Origin of the sequence: Streptomyces sp. NPDC056452 (assembly GCF_042796085.1) — a bacterium.
In the GTDB taxonomy this organism is placed as follows: domain Bacteria; phylum Actinomycetota; class Actinomycetes; order Streptomycetales; family Streptomycetaceae; genus Streptomyces.
On record NZ_JBHTRI010000006.1, the window covers coordinates 234,186 to 251,577 of the forward strand.

Annotated in this window: 14 protein-coding genes; 8 read left to right on the forward strand and 6 right to left on the reverse strand. The window is 71.2% G+C overall.

What is annotated here, in order from left to right:
- The first annotated feature begins 28 nt into the window (after window positions 1-28).
- Window positions 29-2,200 (forward strand): 3-hydroxyacyl-CoA dehydrogenase NAD-binding domain-containing protein, encoded by a 2,172-nt coding sequence (locus tag ACFQ6X_RS08790; protein ID WP_383178028.1) that lies wholly within the window; start codon window positions 29-31, stop codon window positions 2,198-2,200.
- 19 nt (window positions 2,201-2,219) lie between these two features.
- Here the strand turns inward: ACFQ6X_RS08790 and ACFQ6X_RS08795 are convergent, their stop codons facing one another.
- Window positions 2,220-2,954, reverse strand: a complete 735-nt coding sequence (locus tag ACFQ6X_RS08795; RefSeq protein WP_383178031.1) for a MerR family transcriptional regulator — start codon at window positions 2,952-2,954, stop codon at window positions 2,220-2,222.
- Window positions 2,955-3,119: 165 nt separating this feature from the next.
- On the opposite strand from ACFQ6X_RS08795, the gene ACFQ6X_RS08800 reads away from it, so the two are divergent.
- Together ACFQ6X_RS08800 and ACFQ6X_RS08805 are read left to right on the forward strand one after the other, a co-directional pair.
- Window positions 3,120-4,952: an AMP-dependent synthetase/ligase gene (locus tag ACFQ6X_RS08800; protein WP_383178034.1), complete on the forward strand. Its 1,833-nt coding sequence runs from the start codon at window positions 3,120-3,122 to the stop codon at window positions 4,950-4,952.
- 43 nt (window positions 4,953-4,995) lie between these two features.
- The gene (locus ACFQ6X_RS08805; RefSeq protein ID WP_383178037.1) at window positions 4,996-5,472 is read left to right on the forward strand and encodes a macro domain-containing protein; all 477 of its coding nucleotides are present in this window, start codon (window positions 4,996-4,998) and stop codon (window positions 5,470-5,472) included.
- Window positions 5,473-5,478: 6 nt separating this feature from the next.
- On the opposite strand, the gene ACFQ6X_RS08810 is transcribed toward ACFQ6X_RS08805, so the two are convergent.
- Window positions 5,479-6,642, reverse strand: a complete 1,164-nt coding sequence (locus tag ACFQ6X_RS08810; protein ID WP_383178040.1) for an acyl-CoA dehydrogenase family protein — start codon at window positions 6,640-6,642, stop codon at window positions 5,479-5,481.
- A 101-nt stretch (window positions 6,643-6,743) separates the two neighbouring features.
- Between ACFQ6X_RS08810 and ACFQ6X_RS08815 the strand changes: the two genes are divergently transcribed.
- On the forward strand, window positions 6,744-7,376 hold the full coding sequence (locus ACFQ6X_RS08815) for a TetR/AcrR family transcriptional regulator (RefSeq protein ID WP_383178043.1): 633 nt from the start codon (window positions 6,744-6,746) through the stop codon (window positions 7,374-7,376).
- A gap of 6 nt (window positions 7,377-7,382) precedes the next feature.
- Here ACFQ6X_RS08815 and ACFQ6X_RS08820 read toward each other — a convergent pair whose 3' ends face one another.
- Window positions 7,383-8,822 (reverse strand): aldehyde dehydrogenase family protein, encoded by a 1,440-nt coding sequence (locus ACFQ6X_RS08820; protein WP_383178046.1) that lies wholly within the window; start codon window positions 8,820-8,822, stop codon window positions 7,383-7,385.
- Window positions 8,819-9,697, reverse strand: a complete 879-nt coding sequence (locus ACFQ6X_RS08825) for an oxygenase MpaB family protein (RefSeq protein WP_383178049.1) — start codon at window positions 9,695-9,697, stop codon at window positions 8,819-8,821. Before ACFQ6X_RS08825 ends, ACFQ6X_RS08820 begins: the two co-directional genes overlap by 4 nt.
- Window positions 9,698-10,018: 321 nt before the next feature.
- On the opposite strand from ACFQ6X_RS08825, the gene ACFQ6X_RS08830 reads away from it, so the two are divergent.
- Complete coding sequence (locus ACFQ6X_RS08830; RefSeq protein WP_383178052.1) at window positions 10,019-10,921, forward strand: oxygenase MpaB family protein; 903 nt, start codon at window positions 10,019-10,021, stop codon at window positions 10,919-10,921.
- On the opposite strand, the gene ACFQ6X_RS08835 is transcribed toward ACFQ6X_RS08830, so the two are convergent.
- A complete protein-coding gene (locus ACFQ6X_RS08835) occupies window positions 10,884-11,939 on the reverse strand; it encodes a LacI family DNA-binding transcriptional regulator (RefSeq protein WP_383178055.1) in 1,056 nt (351 codons plus the stop codon). The two genes, ACFQ6X_RS08830 and ACFQ6X_RS08835, sit on opposite strands and share 38 nt — an antisense overlap.
- A gap of 214 nt (window positions 11,940-12,153) precedes the next feature.
- Here ACFQ6X_RS08835 and ACFQ6X_RS08840 point away from each other — a divergent pair, with 214 nt between their 5' ends.
- The gene (locus ACFQ6X_RS08840; RefSeq protein WP_383178058.1) at window positions 12,154-13,482 is read left to right on the forward strand and encodes a M14 family metallocarboxypeptidase; all 1,329 of its coding nucleotides are present in this window, start codon (window positions 12,154-12,156) and stop codon (window positions 13,480-13,482) included.
- A gap of 73 nt (window positions 13,483-13,555) precedes the next feature.
- Entirely contained in the window at window positions 13,556-15,292 is a 1,737-nt protein-coding gene (locus ACFQ6X_RS08845; RefSeq protein WP_383178061.1) for a BCCT family transporter, read from the forward strand.
- Between the two features lie 13 nt (window positions 15,293-15,305).
- Here the strand turns inward: ACFQ6X_RS08845 and ACFQ6X_RS08850 are convergent, their stop codons facing one another.
- Entirely contained in the window at window positions 15,306-16,229 is a 924-nt protein-coding gene (locus ACFQ6X_RS08850; RefSeq protein WP_383178180.1) for an FAD-dependent oxidoreductase, read from the reverse strand.
- 113 nt (window positions 16,230-16,342) lie between these two features.
- Between ACFQ6X_RS08850 and ACFQ6X_RS08855 the strand changes: the two genes are divergently transcribed.
- Window positions 16,343-17,389, forward strand: coding sequence for an oxidoreductase (locus ACFQ6X_RS08855; RefSeq protein WP_383178064.1), 1,047 nt, complete (start codon window positions 16,343-16,345; stop codon window positions 17,387-17,389).
- The last annotated feature ends 3 nt before the right edge of the window (window positions 17,390-17,392 follow it).

Sequence of the window (17,392 nt, forward strand, 5' to 3'; positions counted from 1 at the left end):
CCACCCCTGCTTACGGAGAAGAACAGACATGACCGAGAGCACGACCATCCGCTGGGAACAGGACGAGACCGGCGTCGTCACCCTCGTACTCGACGACCCCAACCAGTCGGCCAACACGATGAACCGGGCCTTCAGGGACTCCATCGAGGCCGTCGCCGACCGGGCCGAGGCCGAGAAGGACTCCATCCGCGGCATCATCTACGCCTCCGCCAAGAAGACTTTCTTCGCGGGCGGCGACCTCAAGGACATGATCAGGATCGGTCCCGAGAACGCGCAGGACGCGTTCGACGCCGGCACCGCGATCAAGAGGTCCCTGCGCCGCATCGAGACCCTCGGCAAGCCGGTCGTCGCCGCGATCAACGGCGCCGCGCTCGGCGGCGGTTACGAGATCGCCCTCTCCGCCCACCACCGCATCGCCCTGGACGCCCCCGGCTCCCGGATCGGCCTGCCCGAGGTCACCCTCGGCCTGCTGCCCGCGGGCGGCGGCGTCACCCGTACCGTACGGCTGATGGGCATCGCCGACGCGCTGCTCAAGGTCCTCCTCCAGGGCACCCAGTACACCCCGCAGCGGGCCCTGGAGAACGGCCTGGTCCACGAGGTCGCCGCCACCCCCGAGGAGATGCTCGACAAGGCCCGCGCCTTCATCGACGCCCACCCCGAGTCGCAGCAGCCCTGGGACGTCAAGGGCTACCGGATCCCCGGCGGCACCCCGTCCAACCCGAAGTTCGCGGCCAACCTGCCCGCCTTCCCGGCCAACCTGAAGAAGCAGCTCGCGGGCGCCCCCATGCCCGCGCCCCGCAACATCCTGGCCGCGGCGGTCGAGGGTTCGCAGGTCGACTTCGAGACCGCGCTGACCATCGAGGCCCGCTACTTCACCGAGCTGGTCACCGGCCAGGTCTCGAAGAACATGATCCAGGCGTTCTTCTTCGACCTCCAGGCCGTCAACTCCGGTGCCAGCCGCCCCAAGGGCATCGAGGAGCGCCCGATCCGCAAGGTCGCCGTCCTCGGCGCCGGGATGATGGGCGCGGGCATCGCGTACTCCTGCGCCCGCGCGGGCATCGACGTCGTCCTCAAGGACGTCTCCACCGAGGCCGCCGCCAAGGGCAAGGCGTACAGCGAGAAGCTGCTCGCCAAGGCGCTCTCCCGGGGCCGCACGACCGAGGCGAAGCGCGACGAGCTGCTGGCCCGCATCACCCCGACCGGGGACCCGGCCGACCTCGCGGGCTGCGACGCCGTGATCGAGGCCGTCTTCGAGGACACCGCGCTCAAGCACAAGGTGTTCCAGGAGATCCAGGACATCGTCGACCCCGACGCGCTCCTCTGCTCCAACACCTCGACCCTGCCCATCACCGTGCTCGCCGAGGGCGTCAGCAGGCCGGTCGACTTCATCGGACTGCACTTCTTCTCGCCCGTCGACAAGATGCCGCTCGTCGAGATCATCAAGGGCGAGAAGACGGGCGACGAGGCACTGGCCCGTGCCTTCGACCTGGTGCGCCGGATCAAGAAGACGCCGATCGTCGTCAACGACTCGCGCGGCTTCTTCACCTCGCGCGTCATCGGGCACTTCATCAACGAGGGCGTCGCGATGGTCGGCGAGGGCGTCGAGCCCGCGTCCGTCGAGCAGGCGGCGGCCCAGGCCGGCTACCCGGCCAAGGTCCTCTCACTGATGGACGAGCTGACGCTCACCCTGCCCCGCAAGATCCGCAACGAGACCCGGCGCGCCGTCGAGGAGGCGGGCGGCACATGGGCCCCGCACCCCTCGGACGCGGTCATCGACCGGATGGTCGACGAGTTCGAGCGCCCCGGACGCAGCGGCGGCGCGGGCTTCTACGAGTACGACGAGGACGGCAGGCGCGCGCGCCTCTGGCCCGGTCTGCGCGAGCACTTCACCAAGCCGGACACGGACGTCCCGTTCGCCGACATGCAGGAGCGGATGCTCTTCTCCGAGGCTCTGGACAGCGTCCGTTGCCTGGAGGAGAACGTCCTGATCACCGTCGCCGACGCCAACATCGGCTCCATCATGGGCATCGGCTTCCCTGCCTGGACCGGTGGCGTGCTCCAGTACATCAACGGGTACGAGGGCGGCCTGCCCGGCTTCGTGGCGCGTGCCCGGCAGCTCGCCGAGCGCTACGGCGACCGCTTCCTGCCGCCCGCGCTGCTCGTGGAGAAGGCCGAGAAGGGCGAGACCTTCCACGACTGACACCCGGCACGGGCCGCGTTCACTCCGTGGTGAACGCGGCCCGCAGCTCCTCCTTCAACGACCGCTGGAACGCCGTCACCAGGGCCTGCAGGACCATCGGCTGCATATGGGCGGACAGCGACCTCATCGCCTTCAGGTGCTCCGGGTCCTGCTCCCGCTCCCGGTACGGATTCCACACCTCGTCCCGGAACAGCCGTGACAGCTCGTGGGCGGCCGACCGGGTGTGCTCCAGCAGGACCGTGCGCGCGGCCAGGATCGTCTCGTGCGCGATCGGTACGTCCAGCAGCTCCACCCCGAGCCGCAGCAGCCCGACATCCACCCGGCAGGTGTCGTCGTCGGGACCGCCGGGGCGCTCCAGCACACCCATCGCCGCCAGCCGGTCCACGTCCGAGGCACTCAGCGCCCGGCCGGCGCGCCGCTCCAGCTCCGCCCGCGGCATGTCCTCCGCGGAGTCGGGCGCCCAGGAGGCGACCAGGGCCCGGTGGATGGCCAGGTCGTGCGCGCTCAGATCCGGCGGCAGCTGCTCCAGGTACCGCTCGATCGCGGCGAGTGTCATGCCCTGGTGCTGGAGTTCCTCGATCAGGGCGAGCCGTGAGAGATGGCCGGGTCCGTAGTGCCCGACCCTGCGCGGCCCGATCTCCGGGGGCGGCAGCAGCCCCCTGGTGCTGTAGAAACGCACGGTGCGCACGGTGACTCCCGCGCGCGCAGCCAGTTCGTCGACGGTGAGCGTCGGCTCGTCGGTCCCGGTCGCCATGTCTGCTCCTTGTCGCCGGCCGCTGGGCTGCGGTGCCTGCGCACCAATCAGGTGCAACAGTATTGCTGTCTCACCACTGTTGTGAAAGTGTCCGGCACCATCGAAGCACAGTCTCACCCTCCGGTACGGACCGTGCGGTCCGGCCGATGGCGACAGGAGGCGGCCGTGACCACGATCCTGCGACTTCCCACCGAACCCGACCAACTCACCCTCCCGGCCCTGCTGCTGCGCAACGCCGAGGACCACGGCGGGCTTCCCGCCCTGTCCTGGCGCGCCGCGGACGACGAAGCCGGATGGACGACCCTCAGCTGGCAGGAGGTGCGCCGGGAGACCGCGGTGCTCGCCGCCGGTTACGCCGCCCTCGGGGTGGAGCGCGGCGAGCAGGTCCTCATGATGATGGGCAACCGGCCCGAACACTGGCTGAGCGACCTGGCCCTCACCCACCTCGGGGCTGTCCCCGTGACGGTGTACGGCACCGCCGCCCCCGAACAGATCGCCCACATCGCCCGGCACAGCCGTGCCCGGTTCGCGGTCATCGAGGGCGCACGGGAGCGGGAGCGCTGGGAGCCCCTGCTGGCGGACCCCGCGGTACCGCTGGAGAAGCTCGTCGTGGTGGAGCCGGACGGGGCCGGGACGCACCTGGCCTACACGTCCCTGCACGCGACCGGAGCGCGGCTGCACACGACCGACGCCTTCGAGAAGGCCTGGCGGGAGTCGCGCGCCGACGATCCCCTGACGGTCGTCTACACCTCGGGCACCACCGGTGACCCGAAGGCCGTCCCGATCACACACCGCAGTGTCGTGGTCAACGCGCTGGCCCTGGACCGGGTGGTGGAGCTGCCCGACCATGTCGAGCACATCTGCTACCTCCCGTTCGCCCATATCGCGGAGCGGATGCTCGGCATCTACCTGCCGGTCTTCCGGGCCTCGCACGTCCATCTGTGCGCGGACACGGCCGCGGTGGCGGCGACCGCGGGCGCCCTGCGTCCGGCTCAGTTCTTCGGGGTGCCGAGGGTGTGGGAGAAGCTCGCCGCGAGCGTACGGGCCGCCCTGGCCGGACTGCCGGAGGAACGGCGGGCGGTGATCGAGGCCGCGGGCGGGACGGCGCGTGAACACGTCGCGTACCGGGAACGGGGCGAGGAGCCGCCCGCCGGGCTGGAGGCCGCGTACCGACGGGCCAAGGAGGAGGTCCTGGACCCGATCCTCGCCCTCGCGGGCTTCGACCGGCTGGTCTGGACGGCCAGCGCCTCCGCGCCGATGCCGCTGGACGTGGTCCGCTTCTGGGCGGGCTTCGGCATCGTCGTCATGGACGCCTGGGGGCTCACCGAGACCGTCGGGGTGTTCACCACCAACAGCCCTTCGGCCTTCCGGCTCGGATCGGTGGGCCGGCCGCTGGAGGGGCTGGAGCTCCGCATCGCGGACGACGGCGAGATCCTGGTCCGGGGCGGGACCGTGTTCGCGGGCTATCTGCGCGAGGACGGCACGGTGGACGGGGCGCTGGACGCCGACGGATGGTTCCCCACCGGGGACATCGGCCGCATCGACGACGACGGCTACCTGTGGCTCACCGACCGCAAGAAGGAAATGATCATCACCTCGACGGGCAAGAACGTCTCCCCGGCACTCGTCGAGAACACGCTCAAGGAACACCCGCTGATCGGGCAGGCCCTCGTCCACGGCGACGGACGCTCCTACCTGGTGGCCCTGCTCGTCCTCGACCCGGAGATGGCCCCGGCCTGGGCGGCGGCCCGCGGCATCGACGGGAGTCCGGCGGCGTACGCCGACCACCCCGCCGTGCGCGAGGAGATCGCCCGGGCCGTCGAGGCGGCCAACGCCCGGCTGAACCGCACCGAGCAGATCAAGCGCTACCGGCTGCTGTCGCAGGAGTGGAGCCCGGAGACCGGCGAGCTGACCCCCTCGCTCAAACTGCGCCGCCGGGTGATCCGCGAGCAGTACGGCGACGAGCTCGACGCACTGTACGAGGAGGGCAGGAACTGAGCGCTCCGGACGGATTGTCAGTGGTGGCCCGTACGGTGAGGCCATGTCGGGGATCACTTACGTACAGGGCGACGCCACCACGCCTGCGGGCAAGGGCGTCAAGCTGATCGTGCACTGCTGCAACGACCTGGGCGGCTGGGGAAAGGGCTTCGTGCTGGCCCTCTCCCGCCGCTGGCCCGAGCCGGAAGCCGCGTACCGCCGCTGGCACCGTGAGCGCGCGGGCAACGACTTCGGCCTGGGCGCCGTCCAGTTCGTCCAGGTCGGCCCGTACACCTGGGTGGCGAACCTGGTGGGGCAGCGGGGGACACGCACCGGCAGCAAGGGTGTGCCGGTGCGTTACGAGGCGATCGACGCGGGACTGGAGAAGGTCGCCGTCCGGGCCGGCGAGCTGGGGGCCTCGGTCCATATGCCGCGCATCGGCTGCGGGCTGGCGGGCGGCAGATGGACCAGGGTCGAACCCCTCATAGCCGGGCGGCTCGCGGACCGAGGCATCGCCGTGACGGTCTACGACCACGCGTAGCCGGATCTACAGCCCGTAGCTCCTGCCGATGATGTCGCGCTGGATCTCGCTCGTCCCGCCGTACACCGTCGACACGACCGCCGCCCGGAGATGGCGCTGCATGTCGTACTCCGTCGCGTAACCGTAGCCACCCATCATCTGCATGCCCTCCAGCGCCGCGAGCTTCGCGGTCTCGGTCGCCTTGAGCTTCGCCATGGACGCCTCGCGCGGGAACAGCCGCTCCGGCTCGGCGTCGCAGGCCGCCGCCACGTCGAAGACCAGCAACCGCGCGCACTCGATCTCGGTCGCCAGGTCCGCAAGCCGGTGCCGCAGCGCCTGGAAGGAGCCGACCGGGCGGCCGAACTGCTCGCGCCCCCGTACATAGGCGACCGTGTCGTCGAGCACCCGCTCCGCCAGTCCCAGCATGTTCGCCGCGAGGAAGAGCCGTTCCGCGTTGAGGCCCGCCATCAACTGGGACCAGGCCCGGTCGGCCGTGCCGACCACCGCGTCGGCCGGCAGCCGGACATCGGTGAAGTAGACGTCGTTGACCTCACGTCCGCCCATCGTCTCGATGGGCCGGATACCGATCCCCGGGGTGCGGGCCGGCACATGGAACATGGTCAGCCCCGCGTGCTTCGCCCCGGCGCTGTCCGTGCGGGCCACCAGCAGGATGTGCTCGGCCAGATGGGCGTTGGAGATCCAGGTCTTGTGGCCGTTGATCAGCCAGCCGCCCTCCGGGGTCCGTTCGGCCCGGCACCGCAGCGCGGCGACATCGGAGCCGGCATCCGGTTCCGACATCGCGATGGACAGGACCTGCCCGGCCACCGCGCCCCCGAGCGCAGCCTTGCGCTGCTCCTCGCTGCCGAACCGCTCGTACGCCTTGGCCGTGATCACCGAGGTGATGAACCCGCCGGCCGGTACGAGGCCCCGCGCCGTTTCCCGCAGGAAGAGGCAGGCGTCGGTCATCCCGCCGCCCGAGCCCCCGTACGCCTCCGGCAGGCACACGCCGAGCCAGCCGAGCTCCGCCAGCCGGGCGTAGAGCGACGGGGCGTGCGGCCCGCCCGTCTCGGCGGTCAGGGCGTCGCGCTGCTCGCGCGTACCGCACTCGCGCCGGGCGAAGTCCCGCAACGCCGCGACGAAATCCCGCTGTTCGGCGGAGAGGGAGCGGGGGAGGGCATGGTCGATGGACACGGAGTACCTCCTGAAAGGGAGAAAGCTACAAAGAGACGTGCTGGGTATCTGTGTTCAGTCGTCGTTGTGGTTGAGTGGTCACGGTGGAACGGGGAGGGCCCATGTCGGCACGGAGCACGAACGAGGCACTGCTGGCCCGCGCGCTGATCGAGTCGCCGCCGTCGGATGCCCTGAGCGAGCAGATCCTCGACGCGGCACGCGAGCAGTTCATGACCTTCGGGCTGCGCCGCTCGACCGTCGACGACGTGGCCAAGCGGGCCAAGGTCTCGCGGGTGACGGTGTACCGGAGGATCGGCAACAAGGACAGCCTGGTCTCGGCCTGCCTGCTGCGCGAGTACCGCCGCTTCGTCATGGACGTCGACGACGCGGTGGCCGCCCTGCCCACCATGGAGGACCGGCTCGTCGCCGGCTTCGTCGCCGTCCTCCAGCACATTCGCGAACACCCGCTGGTCGGCGGGCTGTTGAAGCTGGAGCCGGAGATCATGCTCCCCTTCCTCACCCTGGAGAGCGGCCCGGCCTTCCTCGCGATGCGCGGATACCTCACCGACCGGCTGCGCCATGCCCAGCGCGCGGAAGGGCGGCCGGAGACGGATCCCACACCGGTGGCCGAGCTCATGGTGCGGATCACCGTCTCCTTCCTCCTCAATCCGGTCAGCTGCTTCGAGCTCGACGACGAGGAACAGGTGCGTGCCTTCGCCCGCCGCTATCTGGTGCCGCTGCTCAGCACCGGGTGACCGCGCTCAGAACCGGGCGTGCAGTCTCCTGCCGAGCTCGACCGCCCGGGCGGCTTTCGCCCGGGGCGTCGCGAACGAGGTCAGGTCCACCGCCGGTGCGAACCGCCGTACGGTGACCGAGTGCGGCGCCGCGAAGGCCCGCAGCCCCTCCTCGCCATGGATCCGTCCGTACCCCGACTCGCCCGCACCGCCGAACGGCAGCGCGGGGATCGCGGCGAAGCCGAGCACCGAATTGACCGACACCGCACCGGAGTCGAGACGCGCGGCCACCGCGAGCCCGGCCGCCCGGGAGCGGGTGAAGACGGCGGCGCCCAGCGAGTACGCCGACGCGTTGGCCCGCTCGACGGCCTCGTCCATGTCGCGCACCGGATTCACCACGACGACCGGGCCGAAGGTCTCCTCCGTCACGGCCGGGGAATCCTCCGGTACGCCGGTCAGCACCACCGGACCCACCGTCCGCGTCACCGGCGCGTCGGGGCCGCCGAGCACGGCCCGGCCCCCGTCCACCAGGGCCTGCTTCACGTGGCGTTCCACCACGCCGAGCTGGGAGGGCAGGGTGAGCGGACCGTACGCCTCGCCGGGAGCCAGCGCCCGCGCCCCGCGCACGATGCGCGCGCACAGTTCCTCGTGCACCGAGGCCACCGCGTACACCCGCTCCACGCCCGCGCAGGTCTGGCCGGCGTTGCCCATCGCGCCCCACACGATCGCATCGGCAGCCGCGTCCAGATCGGCGTCGGCCGCGACCAGTACCGCGTCCTTGCCCCCGCACTCGGCGAGCAGCGGCGTCAGCGTGGCCGCGCAGGCCGCCGCGACCTTGCGGGCGGTGCCGGGCGATCCCGTGAAGGCGATCTTGTCCACACCCGCGGGGCCGTCCGCACCGGCCAGGGCGGCACCGGTGGAAGCCGGGCCGGTGACCGTCCGCAGCAGGTCCGCGTGGTCCGGGACGGCCTCCCCGAAGCTCCGGGCCAGCAGAACCCCTACCCCGGGCGTGAGTTCGGACGGTTTGAAGACCACGGCGTTACCCGCGGCGAGGGCGTAGCCGATCGAGCCCATCGGCGTGTAGAGCGGGTAGTTCCACGGCCCGATCACCCCGATCACCCCCAGCGGGCGGTAGGCCAGCAGTGCCCGCTGATGGACCGACAGCACACCGGACGACACCCGGCGCCGGCCCAGCACCCGGTGGGCGTTGCGTGCCGCCCAGTTCAGGTGGACCAGCGTCAGCAGCACCTCGGCGCGGGCGTCGTGCAGCGGCTTGCCGGTCTCGGAGGCGATCAGTCCGGCGAACTCGTCGGTGCGCCGGGCGAGTGTCCGCTTCCAGCGCAGCAGCGCCGCGCGCCGCTCCCGGGGGCCGAGCGCCGCCCAGCTCCGGCCGGCGCTCCTGGCCCGTGCCACCGCTGCGCGGATGTCGTCGATGCCGTGGACGTGCTGGTCCGTCGGGGTCGTCATGTCTTCTCCATGGGCAGGGGTTCCAGCGGGCGGCTCTGTGCCCAGTGCGGGCCGAGGTCGTCGAGCTGGTATCCGAAGGGGTAACTGCGTGGCCTGGGACGGGAAGGAAGCCAGTGCGGCCGGGCGGGCAGCAGCCGTACCCCGTGAGACCGGGTACGCACCATCCGCGTGGCCGTCGCCCGTAACCAGCGGGGCTGCGCGGGGAAACCGAGCGCCCGCAGCAGCGGCTCGTCCAGCAGGGCGAGCGAGAGTCTGGCGACCAGGGGGCGCAGCGGGCCCGGGTACCAGGCGGCCATGACCCGGAAGGTGGCGTTGGCGACCCGGCGGTTCGCCGGGTCGTACGCGAACATCCGGTCCTCGTAGGAGTCGAGCAGCTTCTCGAAGCCTTCGTAGGTGTCGGGAGCGCCTTCGATGCCCATCATGGCGGCCATCCGCCGCCCTGCTTCCGCCAGCGCCCCCGCCTCCTGCGCGCACAGGGGACGCCACCCGAAGCGGTCGATCCAGCGTTTGGGACCGACGACGGTCGTGGCCAGCACGTAGAGGTAGTCCTCGTTCGGGATCCGGTACTTGCCGTGAATGCGGTTGAGATGCCGGGCGGCGGCGCGGGCGCGCTCGGAGTCGAAGCCTTCGGCCGCCATCTCGTACCCGAACAGGACGGTGTCGTCGTAGCGTTTCTGGCCGTTGCGCTCGAACTCCTGGGTGCGGTCGAGCAGTACGGAGATTCTCGGGACGCCGTAGTCGCGAAGGAAGGCGACGCTGATGCCCTGCCGGTAGTCCCACGGGAATTCGTACTGCGACATCAGCCGGAGTATCTCGGCGCAGTCGCGTGCGGGATCCATCCGGCGGATCTCGCGCAGTCGGCTGTAGCGGCCCATGGCGGGCGACCTCCTCTGTGGGTGGAGCCGGTTCAGGTTGCTGGGAGCCTCAAATCGCTTACCGGGTCGGTCATATGACGGTTCCTCTCGCCCGGAGAGTCAAAGTTACAAATACTATTGACTTGTTTCATGAGGTGCGTCAACACTGCTGACACAGATTCGAAGACCTCACGGCAGCGCACGGTGCCCGGCCGGTCACCCTCGGCGCCCCGCCCGCCGCCCACCGTCCCTCCGGCTCGCCGGGGCGCTCGTGATCGCATACTGGAAGACATACGGCCCGGGCACCGGTCCGAGCACCCGCCGACCCCTGGGAGCCTCCGCATGACCAGCGCAGGAGAGCCCGTCCCGCCCCCGCCGGGCGGTGTGCTGTGGAGCCTCGCCGGCGACATCCGCGGGCTCCTGATGCTGCCCGCCGCCCTCACCCTCCAGGTCGCCCACCCGGCGGTCGGCGCGGGCGTCGACGAGCACTCGGTCTTCCGTACGGACCCCTGGGGACGCGGCGAGCGGTCCCTGCGCTCGCTCCAGCTCTGGGTGTACGGGGGAGAGGCGGCCGCCGAGGAGGGGCGCAGGCTCAGGAAACTGCACCGCACCATCCAGGGCACCGACACCCGCGGCCGCCGCTACCACGCGCTCGCACCCGCGAACTACGCGTGGGTGCATGCCACCGGCTTCCCCGTCTACCAGCACGCGGCGCGCTATCTGGTCCGCCCGCTCACCGAGGCGCAGGAGCGGGCCCTGTACCGCGAGTGGCTCCAGGTCGGCCGGATCCTCGGCATCCATGACCGGGACATGCCGCAGTCGATCGAGGAGTTCTGGCCGTACTACCGCACGATGCTGGCCGAGGAGATCGAGGCGACCACCGTCGTGCGGGAGCTCGTCGCCGTCGACAGCCCCGTACCACCACCCGACCGCGGTCCGTGGGCGGTGCGGCTGGTGGTGGCAGCGGTGTGGCCGGTCCTGCTCCCGCCGCTCGCCCGGTTCCGCAGCTTCATCACCGTGGGGCTGATGCCACCGGACGCCCGTGAGGCCATAGGGCTCGACTGGACCCCGGCCCAGGAGCGGCACCTGCGGCGGCTCTGTGCCGTGGTCCGGCTGGTGGTGCCCTTGCTTCCCGAGCGGCTGCGCTACCTGCCGCGCGCCCGGACCGCGCGTGCCGCCTGGCACGCGGAGCGCAGGGGCAGGGGCCTCAGGCCGAGGCGCGACGGATCAGTTCGGTCGGGGTGATCACGGACGCGGGCCATTCGCCCGTACCGCTGTTCAGCCGCTCCATCAGCAGCCGCACCATCAACCGCCCCATGCCCTCTATGTCCTGACGGACCGTCGTCAGGGCAGGTTCGGTGGTCTCGGCCACCGACTCCATGTCGTCGAAGCCGACGAGGGCCACGTCCTGCGGCACCCGGATCCCCCGCGCGCGGAGCACCCGCAGGGCTCCCGAGGCCATCAGGTCGTTGGAGGCGAAGACGGCATCCAGATCCGGACAGGCCGCCAGCAGTTCCTCCATCGCCCGTGCGCCGCTCTCGGCGGTGAAGTCGCCGTCCGCCACCAGCGACGGATCGGCGTCGGGCAGTACGTCGTGATAGCCGTCGATCCGGTCGAGCGCGGAGGTCTGGTCGCGCGGTCCCGTGATGTGCGCGATCCGGCGCCGTCCGAGCGAGACCAGGTGGCGTACGGCCTCACGGGCGCCGCCCCGGTTGTCGCAGTCGACGTACGGCACGGTCGGCGCTGCGGCATCCGTTCCCGGCGAGGGGCGCTCGGGGCGGCCGCCGTACACCGTCGGCACGCCGAACCTCCGGATGATCGAAGGCAGTTCGTCGTCGGTGTGCAGTGAGAAGGCCAGCGCGCCGTCCACATGGCCACCGGCCAGATAGCGGGTCACGCGGTCGAAGTCACCGCTGCCCTCCACCAGGAGCAGCACCAGCTGGGCGTCGTGCGCGTTCAGTTCGCGGCTGATCCCGCGGATCTGGCGGGAGAAGAACGGGTCGGAGAAGATCCGGACCTCGGGCTCGTCGATGATCACGGCGACCGCACCGTTGCGCCGGGTGACCAGGGTGCGTGCGGCGTGGTTCGGGATGTAGCCGAGCTCGTCGACCGCCTTGCGCACCTGGTCCACCAAGGGCTGCCGCACCCCGGCACCGCCGTTGACGACACGGGACGCCGTCGCCCGGGACACACCGGCGCGGGCCGCCACGGCCTCCAGGGTGGGCCGGGCGTCACGCTGCGGATCGCGGGTCGGATCGGGCAAGGCAAGCTCCTCGTACACGCAGGCCCCGGGCGGGTGAGGGGCCAGAACCGGCGGGCTGGACACGAACGCGGCCACCTTAACCGCACGGCTGTTTCGGCCGGACAGGTGATCGCCCCCTGTTGCGCAGGAGTTGACCGGGGTACCTTCCGCACACGCCGCTACGCGGGCGGGCCCGCTGCGGCCCGGCCCAGCCGGACCCGGGAGGCAGTTGCTCGTGATCCCCCGACTCACCCGTGCACTCCGTCACCGTCGCCTCGCCCGCCGCGTGCTGCGGCGCGACCTGGGTGTGATCGTTGCGGCAGCCGCGCTGGCCGTGCCGTTCGCCACCGCGCCCGCGGAGGCCTCACACCTCGTGCCCCGCACCGGCTTCGAGACCAGCAGGGGTGAGCGGTGGACCGGGCCGGCCGAGGAGCAGTCCTTCCTCGCCGACGTCGACCGGGCGAGCGACCGCGCCTTCGTCGAACGGATCGGCACGACGAAGGAGGGCCGCCCCCTGCGGCTCGTCCACATCGGGGCGCGCACCCCGGCGGCAGGCACCGTACTGCTGATCTGCAGCCAGCACGGCGACGAACCGGCCGGCCGTGAGGCCTGTCTGTCGGCCGTCCGGGATCTCGCCCTGGCCGAGGACCGGGCGACCCGGGCACTCCTGTCCCGTACGCGCGTACTGGTGCTGCCCACCGCCAATCCCGACGGACGCGCGGCGGACACCCGCGGCAACTCCGACGGTGTCGACATCAACCGTGACCACATCGCCCTGCGGACGGCCGAGGGCCGTGCCGTCGCGCGGGTCATCCGTGACCAACGACCCGATGTCATCTACGACTTGCACGAGTACGGAGCCACCCCGCCGTACTACGACAAGGACCTCTTCGTCCTGTGGCCGCGCAATCTCAACACGGCCGGCGGGGTGCACGACGCCGCCCGGAGCCTGTCCGACGAGTACGTCAGGCCCGCCGCCGCGGCAGCGGGCTACAGCACCGGCCTCTACGGGATCTGGACCGACCCGGTCACGGGAGACCCGATCAAGCAGACCGCGGGTGACGGCCAGGAGCGGATCCTGCGCAACACCGCCGGAATCAAGCACGCGGTCGGCCTCCTCATCGAGTCGCGGACCGACGCGCTCACCGAGGCCGAGCGGTCCGACCAGGCACTCAACAAGCGGCGCAGGGTCGAGTCCCAGCAGGCGGCACTCGGTGGCCTGTTCTCGTTCGTCGGGGAGCGCCGGGGCCGTATCACCGCGGTCACCAGCGCGTCCCGCCTGGCCGGGCTCGCCGACCGCGGTCCCGTCCTCCTCGGCGGCGCCGACAACGATCCGGCGGAACCGGGGGAGATCCTCCAGGACCCGCCCTGCGGCTACCGGCTCGACGCGGCCCAGTACGCGGACGTCGGGGACGAACTGGCCCTGCACGGCGTGACGTCCCGCCGCGACGGTGACGGAGCGTACGTATCGCTGCGCCAGCCGGCCCGCAAACTGATCCCGCTCCTGCTGGACGAGCGGGCCACATATCACCTCGTAACGGGTCAAGCCGATACGGCTTGTTGACCCCAGGGATGCACGCTGCGTGTGGTACTGCCTACGGAGAGCGAAACTTCGCACTGCGTGAAAGGTGCCATTTGTGTCACACGACGAGCAGAGAACGGATGGGCGGGGGGAGTACCTGCCGGTCACGGCCGATCTTCCCGCTGAGCAGCACGACGGCCGGCGCCCCACGACCGACAGGGTGGTCTTCGGCGTCACGGCGGTGCTCACCGTAGCCTTCGTGGTCTGGGGCTCGACGGCCACCGACTCGCTGGAGGACGTCTCCAGCAGACTGCTCAACGGACTCATCCACAACGGTGGTTGGGCCTTCATGCTGGCTGCCTCGGGGTTCGTGGTCTTTGCCCTCTGGCTCGCGATCAGCCGCTACGGGAAGATCTCGCTCGGCCAGGAGGGCGAGAAGCCCGAGTTCCGTACGGTCTCCTGGGTCGCGATGATGTTCAGCGCCGGTATGGGAATCGGCCTGATGTTCTACGGGGTGAGTGAGCCATTGGCCCACTTCGTCAATCCGCCACCCGGTACGCGTCCCGCCGACGCCGCCGAGGCGATGCAGACGGCGATGGCCACGACCCTCTTCCACTGGACACTGCACCCCTGGGCGATCTACGCGGTCGTCGGTCTCGCCATCGCCTACAGCACGTACCGGCGGCGCAGGCGGCAGACGATCAGCGCGGTGTTCGAGCCGCTCATCGGGGCCCGGCACGCCCATGGCGGCGGTGGCCGGTTCATCGACATCCTCGCCATCTTCGCGACGCTCTTCGGGTCGGCTGCCTCGCTCGGGCTCGGAACCCTCCAGATCGGCAGCGGTTTCCAGGAGCTCAACTGGATGGAGAAGACCGGCACCGGCCTTCTCGTGGCGATCATCGCCGTCCTGACGGCGGCCTTCGTCGCCTCCGCCGTGTCCGGCGTCGAGAAGGGCATCCAGTGGCTGTCCAACATCAACATGGTGCTGGCCCTGATCCTGGTGGTGTTCGTCTTCATCGCCGGTCCCACCATCATCGTGCTGGACCTCCTGCCCACGTCCCTCGCCGCGTACTTCGGTGACCTCGCCCAGCTCGCCGGGCGCACCGAGGCGACCGGTGAGGGCGAAGTGGCCGACTGGCTCTCGAGCTGGACCGTCTTCTACTGGGCGTGGTGGATCTCGTGGACGCCCTTCGTCGGCATGTTCATCGCGAGGATCAGCCGGGGCCGGACGATCCGTCAGTTCGTCGGCGGCGTCATCCTGGTGCCGAGCACGGTCAGCCTGGTCTGGTTCGCCGTCTTCGGCGGTTCCGCGATCAGGCTGGAGGAGGCCGGGCGGCTCAAGGGCGTCGGGGACACCCCGGAGGCGCAGCTCTTCGGCGTCCTCCAGGAATTCCCGATCCCCACGGTGATGAGCATCCTGGTGATGGTCCTGGTCGGAATCTTCTTCGTCTCCGGTGCGGACGCGGCCTCGATCGTGATGGGCACCCTCTCCCAGAAGGGCGTGCGCGAACCGGCCAAGTGGGTCGTGATCTTCTGGGGCATCGTCACCGGCGCCGTGGCCGCGGTCATGCTGCTCATCGGCAACGGCAAGGGAGACGCCCTGGCGGGCCTGCAGAATCTGACCATCCTGGTGGCCGCGCCCTTCACCATCGTGATGATCGGCATGTGCGTGTCCCTGATGCGGGACCTGCGGGAGGACCCGCAGATCGTCCGCCAGGAGTTCGGCGTGGAGGCCGTCGAGTCCGCGGTGATCGAGGGCCACGCCAAGTACGACGGGGACTTCGAGATCCGGATCGGCCCCGGCTCCGAGGTCATCAGCGACGAACGGCACAAGGACGATCCGTCCGCCTGACCGGCGCTGCGGCTCAGCCCACCAGCTGGGCCGCAGCCCGCGCACAGCCCCAGGCCACCGTCACCCCGGCGCCGCCGTGCCCGTAGTTGTGCACCAGCAGACCGCCTCCGGGCCGCTGTTCGGCCTCGATCCGCACCCCGCCGTCGCGGGCCGGCCGCAGCCCGACCCGGTGCCCCGTGATCCGGGCCCCGGCGATCTCCGGCCGTATCCGCGCGCAGCGTGCCACGATCTCCTCGGCCGTACGGAGGTCGGGCTCCGTGCGCCAGTCGTCCGTCTCGGCGGTCCCGCCCAGCAGCAGTCCGCCCGGCTGGGGGAAGAAGTACGTCGTCGCGCTCGAAGCCGGGTCCGCCCGGGTGAACCACTCGTCGATGCCCGGGTTCTCCACCACCACCAACTGGCCCCGCACCGGCCGCATCCCCGGATCCGGCACCAGGCCGTGGGCGCCCAGGCCGGTGCAGTTGACCACCACGGGGGCCTCGGCGGCGGCCTCGTCGAAGCCACGCACCGTGCGCCGCTCGGTCACCCCTCCGGCCGCGGCCAGCCGCCCCTGCAGCCAGCCCAGGTGGACCGGCATGTCGATCAGGGGCAGTGTCACCCGCAGCCCCTGGCCGACCTCGGACACGTTGCTCAGGCTGCGTGCCCACGGTCCCAGCGCCGCGAGCCGCTCACCTCCGTGCACCCCGGGGACCAGCCTTACGCCGGTCTCGTCCGGTGCGGCGGCCAGTTCCTCGTACACCCGCAGCGACTGCAGCGACCAGTCGCCGACCAGTGCCTCCGGCTCGATCCGGTACGGCCACCACAGGGCGCCGGCCACCGCCGACGTCGTGGCCGAGGACGCGTCCCGTGACCAGAGCCGCACCCGGTGACCGCGTTCCGCAAGCACCACTGCCGTGGTCAGCCCGCTGACTCCGCCGCCCACCACGATCACGTCCGTCACACCGCTCACCCCTGCCACTCCCGCGGCGCCGGGCGGCCGCGCTCCCTGGGCGGACGCTAACGGAATCCCCCGAGCCGTGCTCACATCGGCCTCATGGTGGGAATACTCCCGTCATGTCAGCCCAGTACTCGACGTTCGGCCTTGCGCCGGCGATACGGGCCGGGGGAGTCCTGGCCGACGGTGGCTACCAGGCGCACCGGGATTTCATGGACTTCATCGTCGACGGCCGACCGCTGCTGTTCCAGCTGTCCGACCTCGACGCGGTCTCGCCGCTCGCCTCCGACGTGCCGCCGGCGATATTCGCCACGCATGTACGGCGCCTGCTGCTCGAAGCGGACGCTCCGCTGGCCGACGGCCGCTATGTGATCTACGGCTGCCCCGAGTGCGAGAGCCTCGAGTGCGGGGCGGTCACCGCCGTCATCGAACGGGACGGCACCGATGTCGTGTGGCGGGACTTCGCCTGGCAGACGTACGGGACCGTCGACCTGGAACGCGGCGGATACCACGGGATCGGCCCGTTCCGCTTCGACGGCGAGCAGTACCGCGCCGAGCTCGAACAGCTCCTCCCCGCGGACGACACGACAAACGCGCGGCGGCACGGGCCTGCCGCCCGCCGTCGCGTCCTGCTCATCGGGGCCCGCGTCGCGGTCCTCGCCAAGCTCGCGGCCGCCCTGCGCACCATCGGCATCGGCGCCGACATCGCAAGGGACGCCGCAGGGGTGCCGGCCGCCGAACTGCGCGGGTACGGTGCCGTGGCCTTCGGCCTGGCCGTCACCGACGCGGAGCGCGCCGCGGTGCGCGAGGCCTTCGGCCGGGCGGGCGCGGACGTCGCGTACGTGGACGGGACCGCCCCCGTGATACCGCTCCTCGTCGCCCGGATCGAGAACGCGCTGGACCGTACGCCGCCCGCCGGGAGGCGGCTTCTCGGGCTCACCGTCACGGACGGCACGGCCTGCCTGGAGGTCAGCTCGACCTGCCGGGTGAGCCTGGTCGCGTACCGCCTCGACCTGCTGCACCGCACGCGGACCGACGAGGTCTTCGACGGTGTCCTCGCCGCCGGCGAGCACCGGATCCCCCTGGAGACACGGGTGGTGAAGGGGCACTCCTCCCTCGTGGCACGCAGCGCGGGGAGCGTGCTGATCGCGACCGTCGCCCCCTGAGGC

Coding starts and splice junctions, on each gene's coding strand:
- ACFQ6X_RS08825 (WP_383178049.1), bottom strand. CDS start 9,697: ATGGGCCGCTACAGCCGACTGCGCGAGATCCGCCGGATGGATCCCGCA.
- ACFQ6X_RS08830 (WP_383178052.1), top strand. CDS start 10,019: ATGACCAGCGCAGGAGAGCCCGTCCCGCCCCCGCCGGGCGGTGTGCTG.
- ACFQ6X_RS08805 (WP_383178037.1), top strand. CDS start 4,996: ATGTCGGGGATCACTTACGTACAGGGCGACGCCACCACGCCTGCGGGC.
- ACFQ6X_RS08790 (WP_383178028.1), top strand. CDS start 29: ATGACCGAGAGCACGACCATCCGCTGGGAACAGGACGAGACCGGCGTC.
- ACFQ6X_RS08815 (WP_383178043.1), top strand. CDS start 6,744: ATGTCGGCACGGAGCACGAACGAGGCACTGCTGGCCCGCGCGCTGATC.
- ACFQ6X_RS08855 (WP_383178064.1), top strand. CDS start 16,343: ATGTCAGCCCAGTACTCGACGTTCGGCCTTGCGCCGGCGATACGGGCC.
- ACFQ6X_RS08795 (WP_383178031.1), bottom strand. CDS start 2,954: ATGGCGACCGGGACCGACGAGCCGACGCTCACCGTCGACGAACTGGCT.
- ACFQ6X_RS08820 (WP_383178046.1), bottom strand. CDS start 8,822: ATGACGACCCCGACGGACCAGCACGTCCACGGCATCGACGACATCCGC.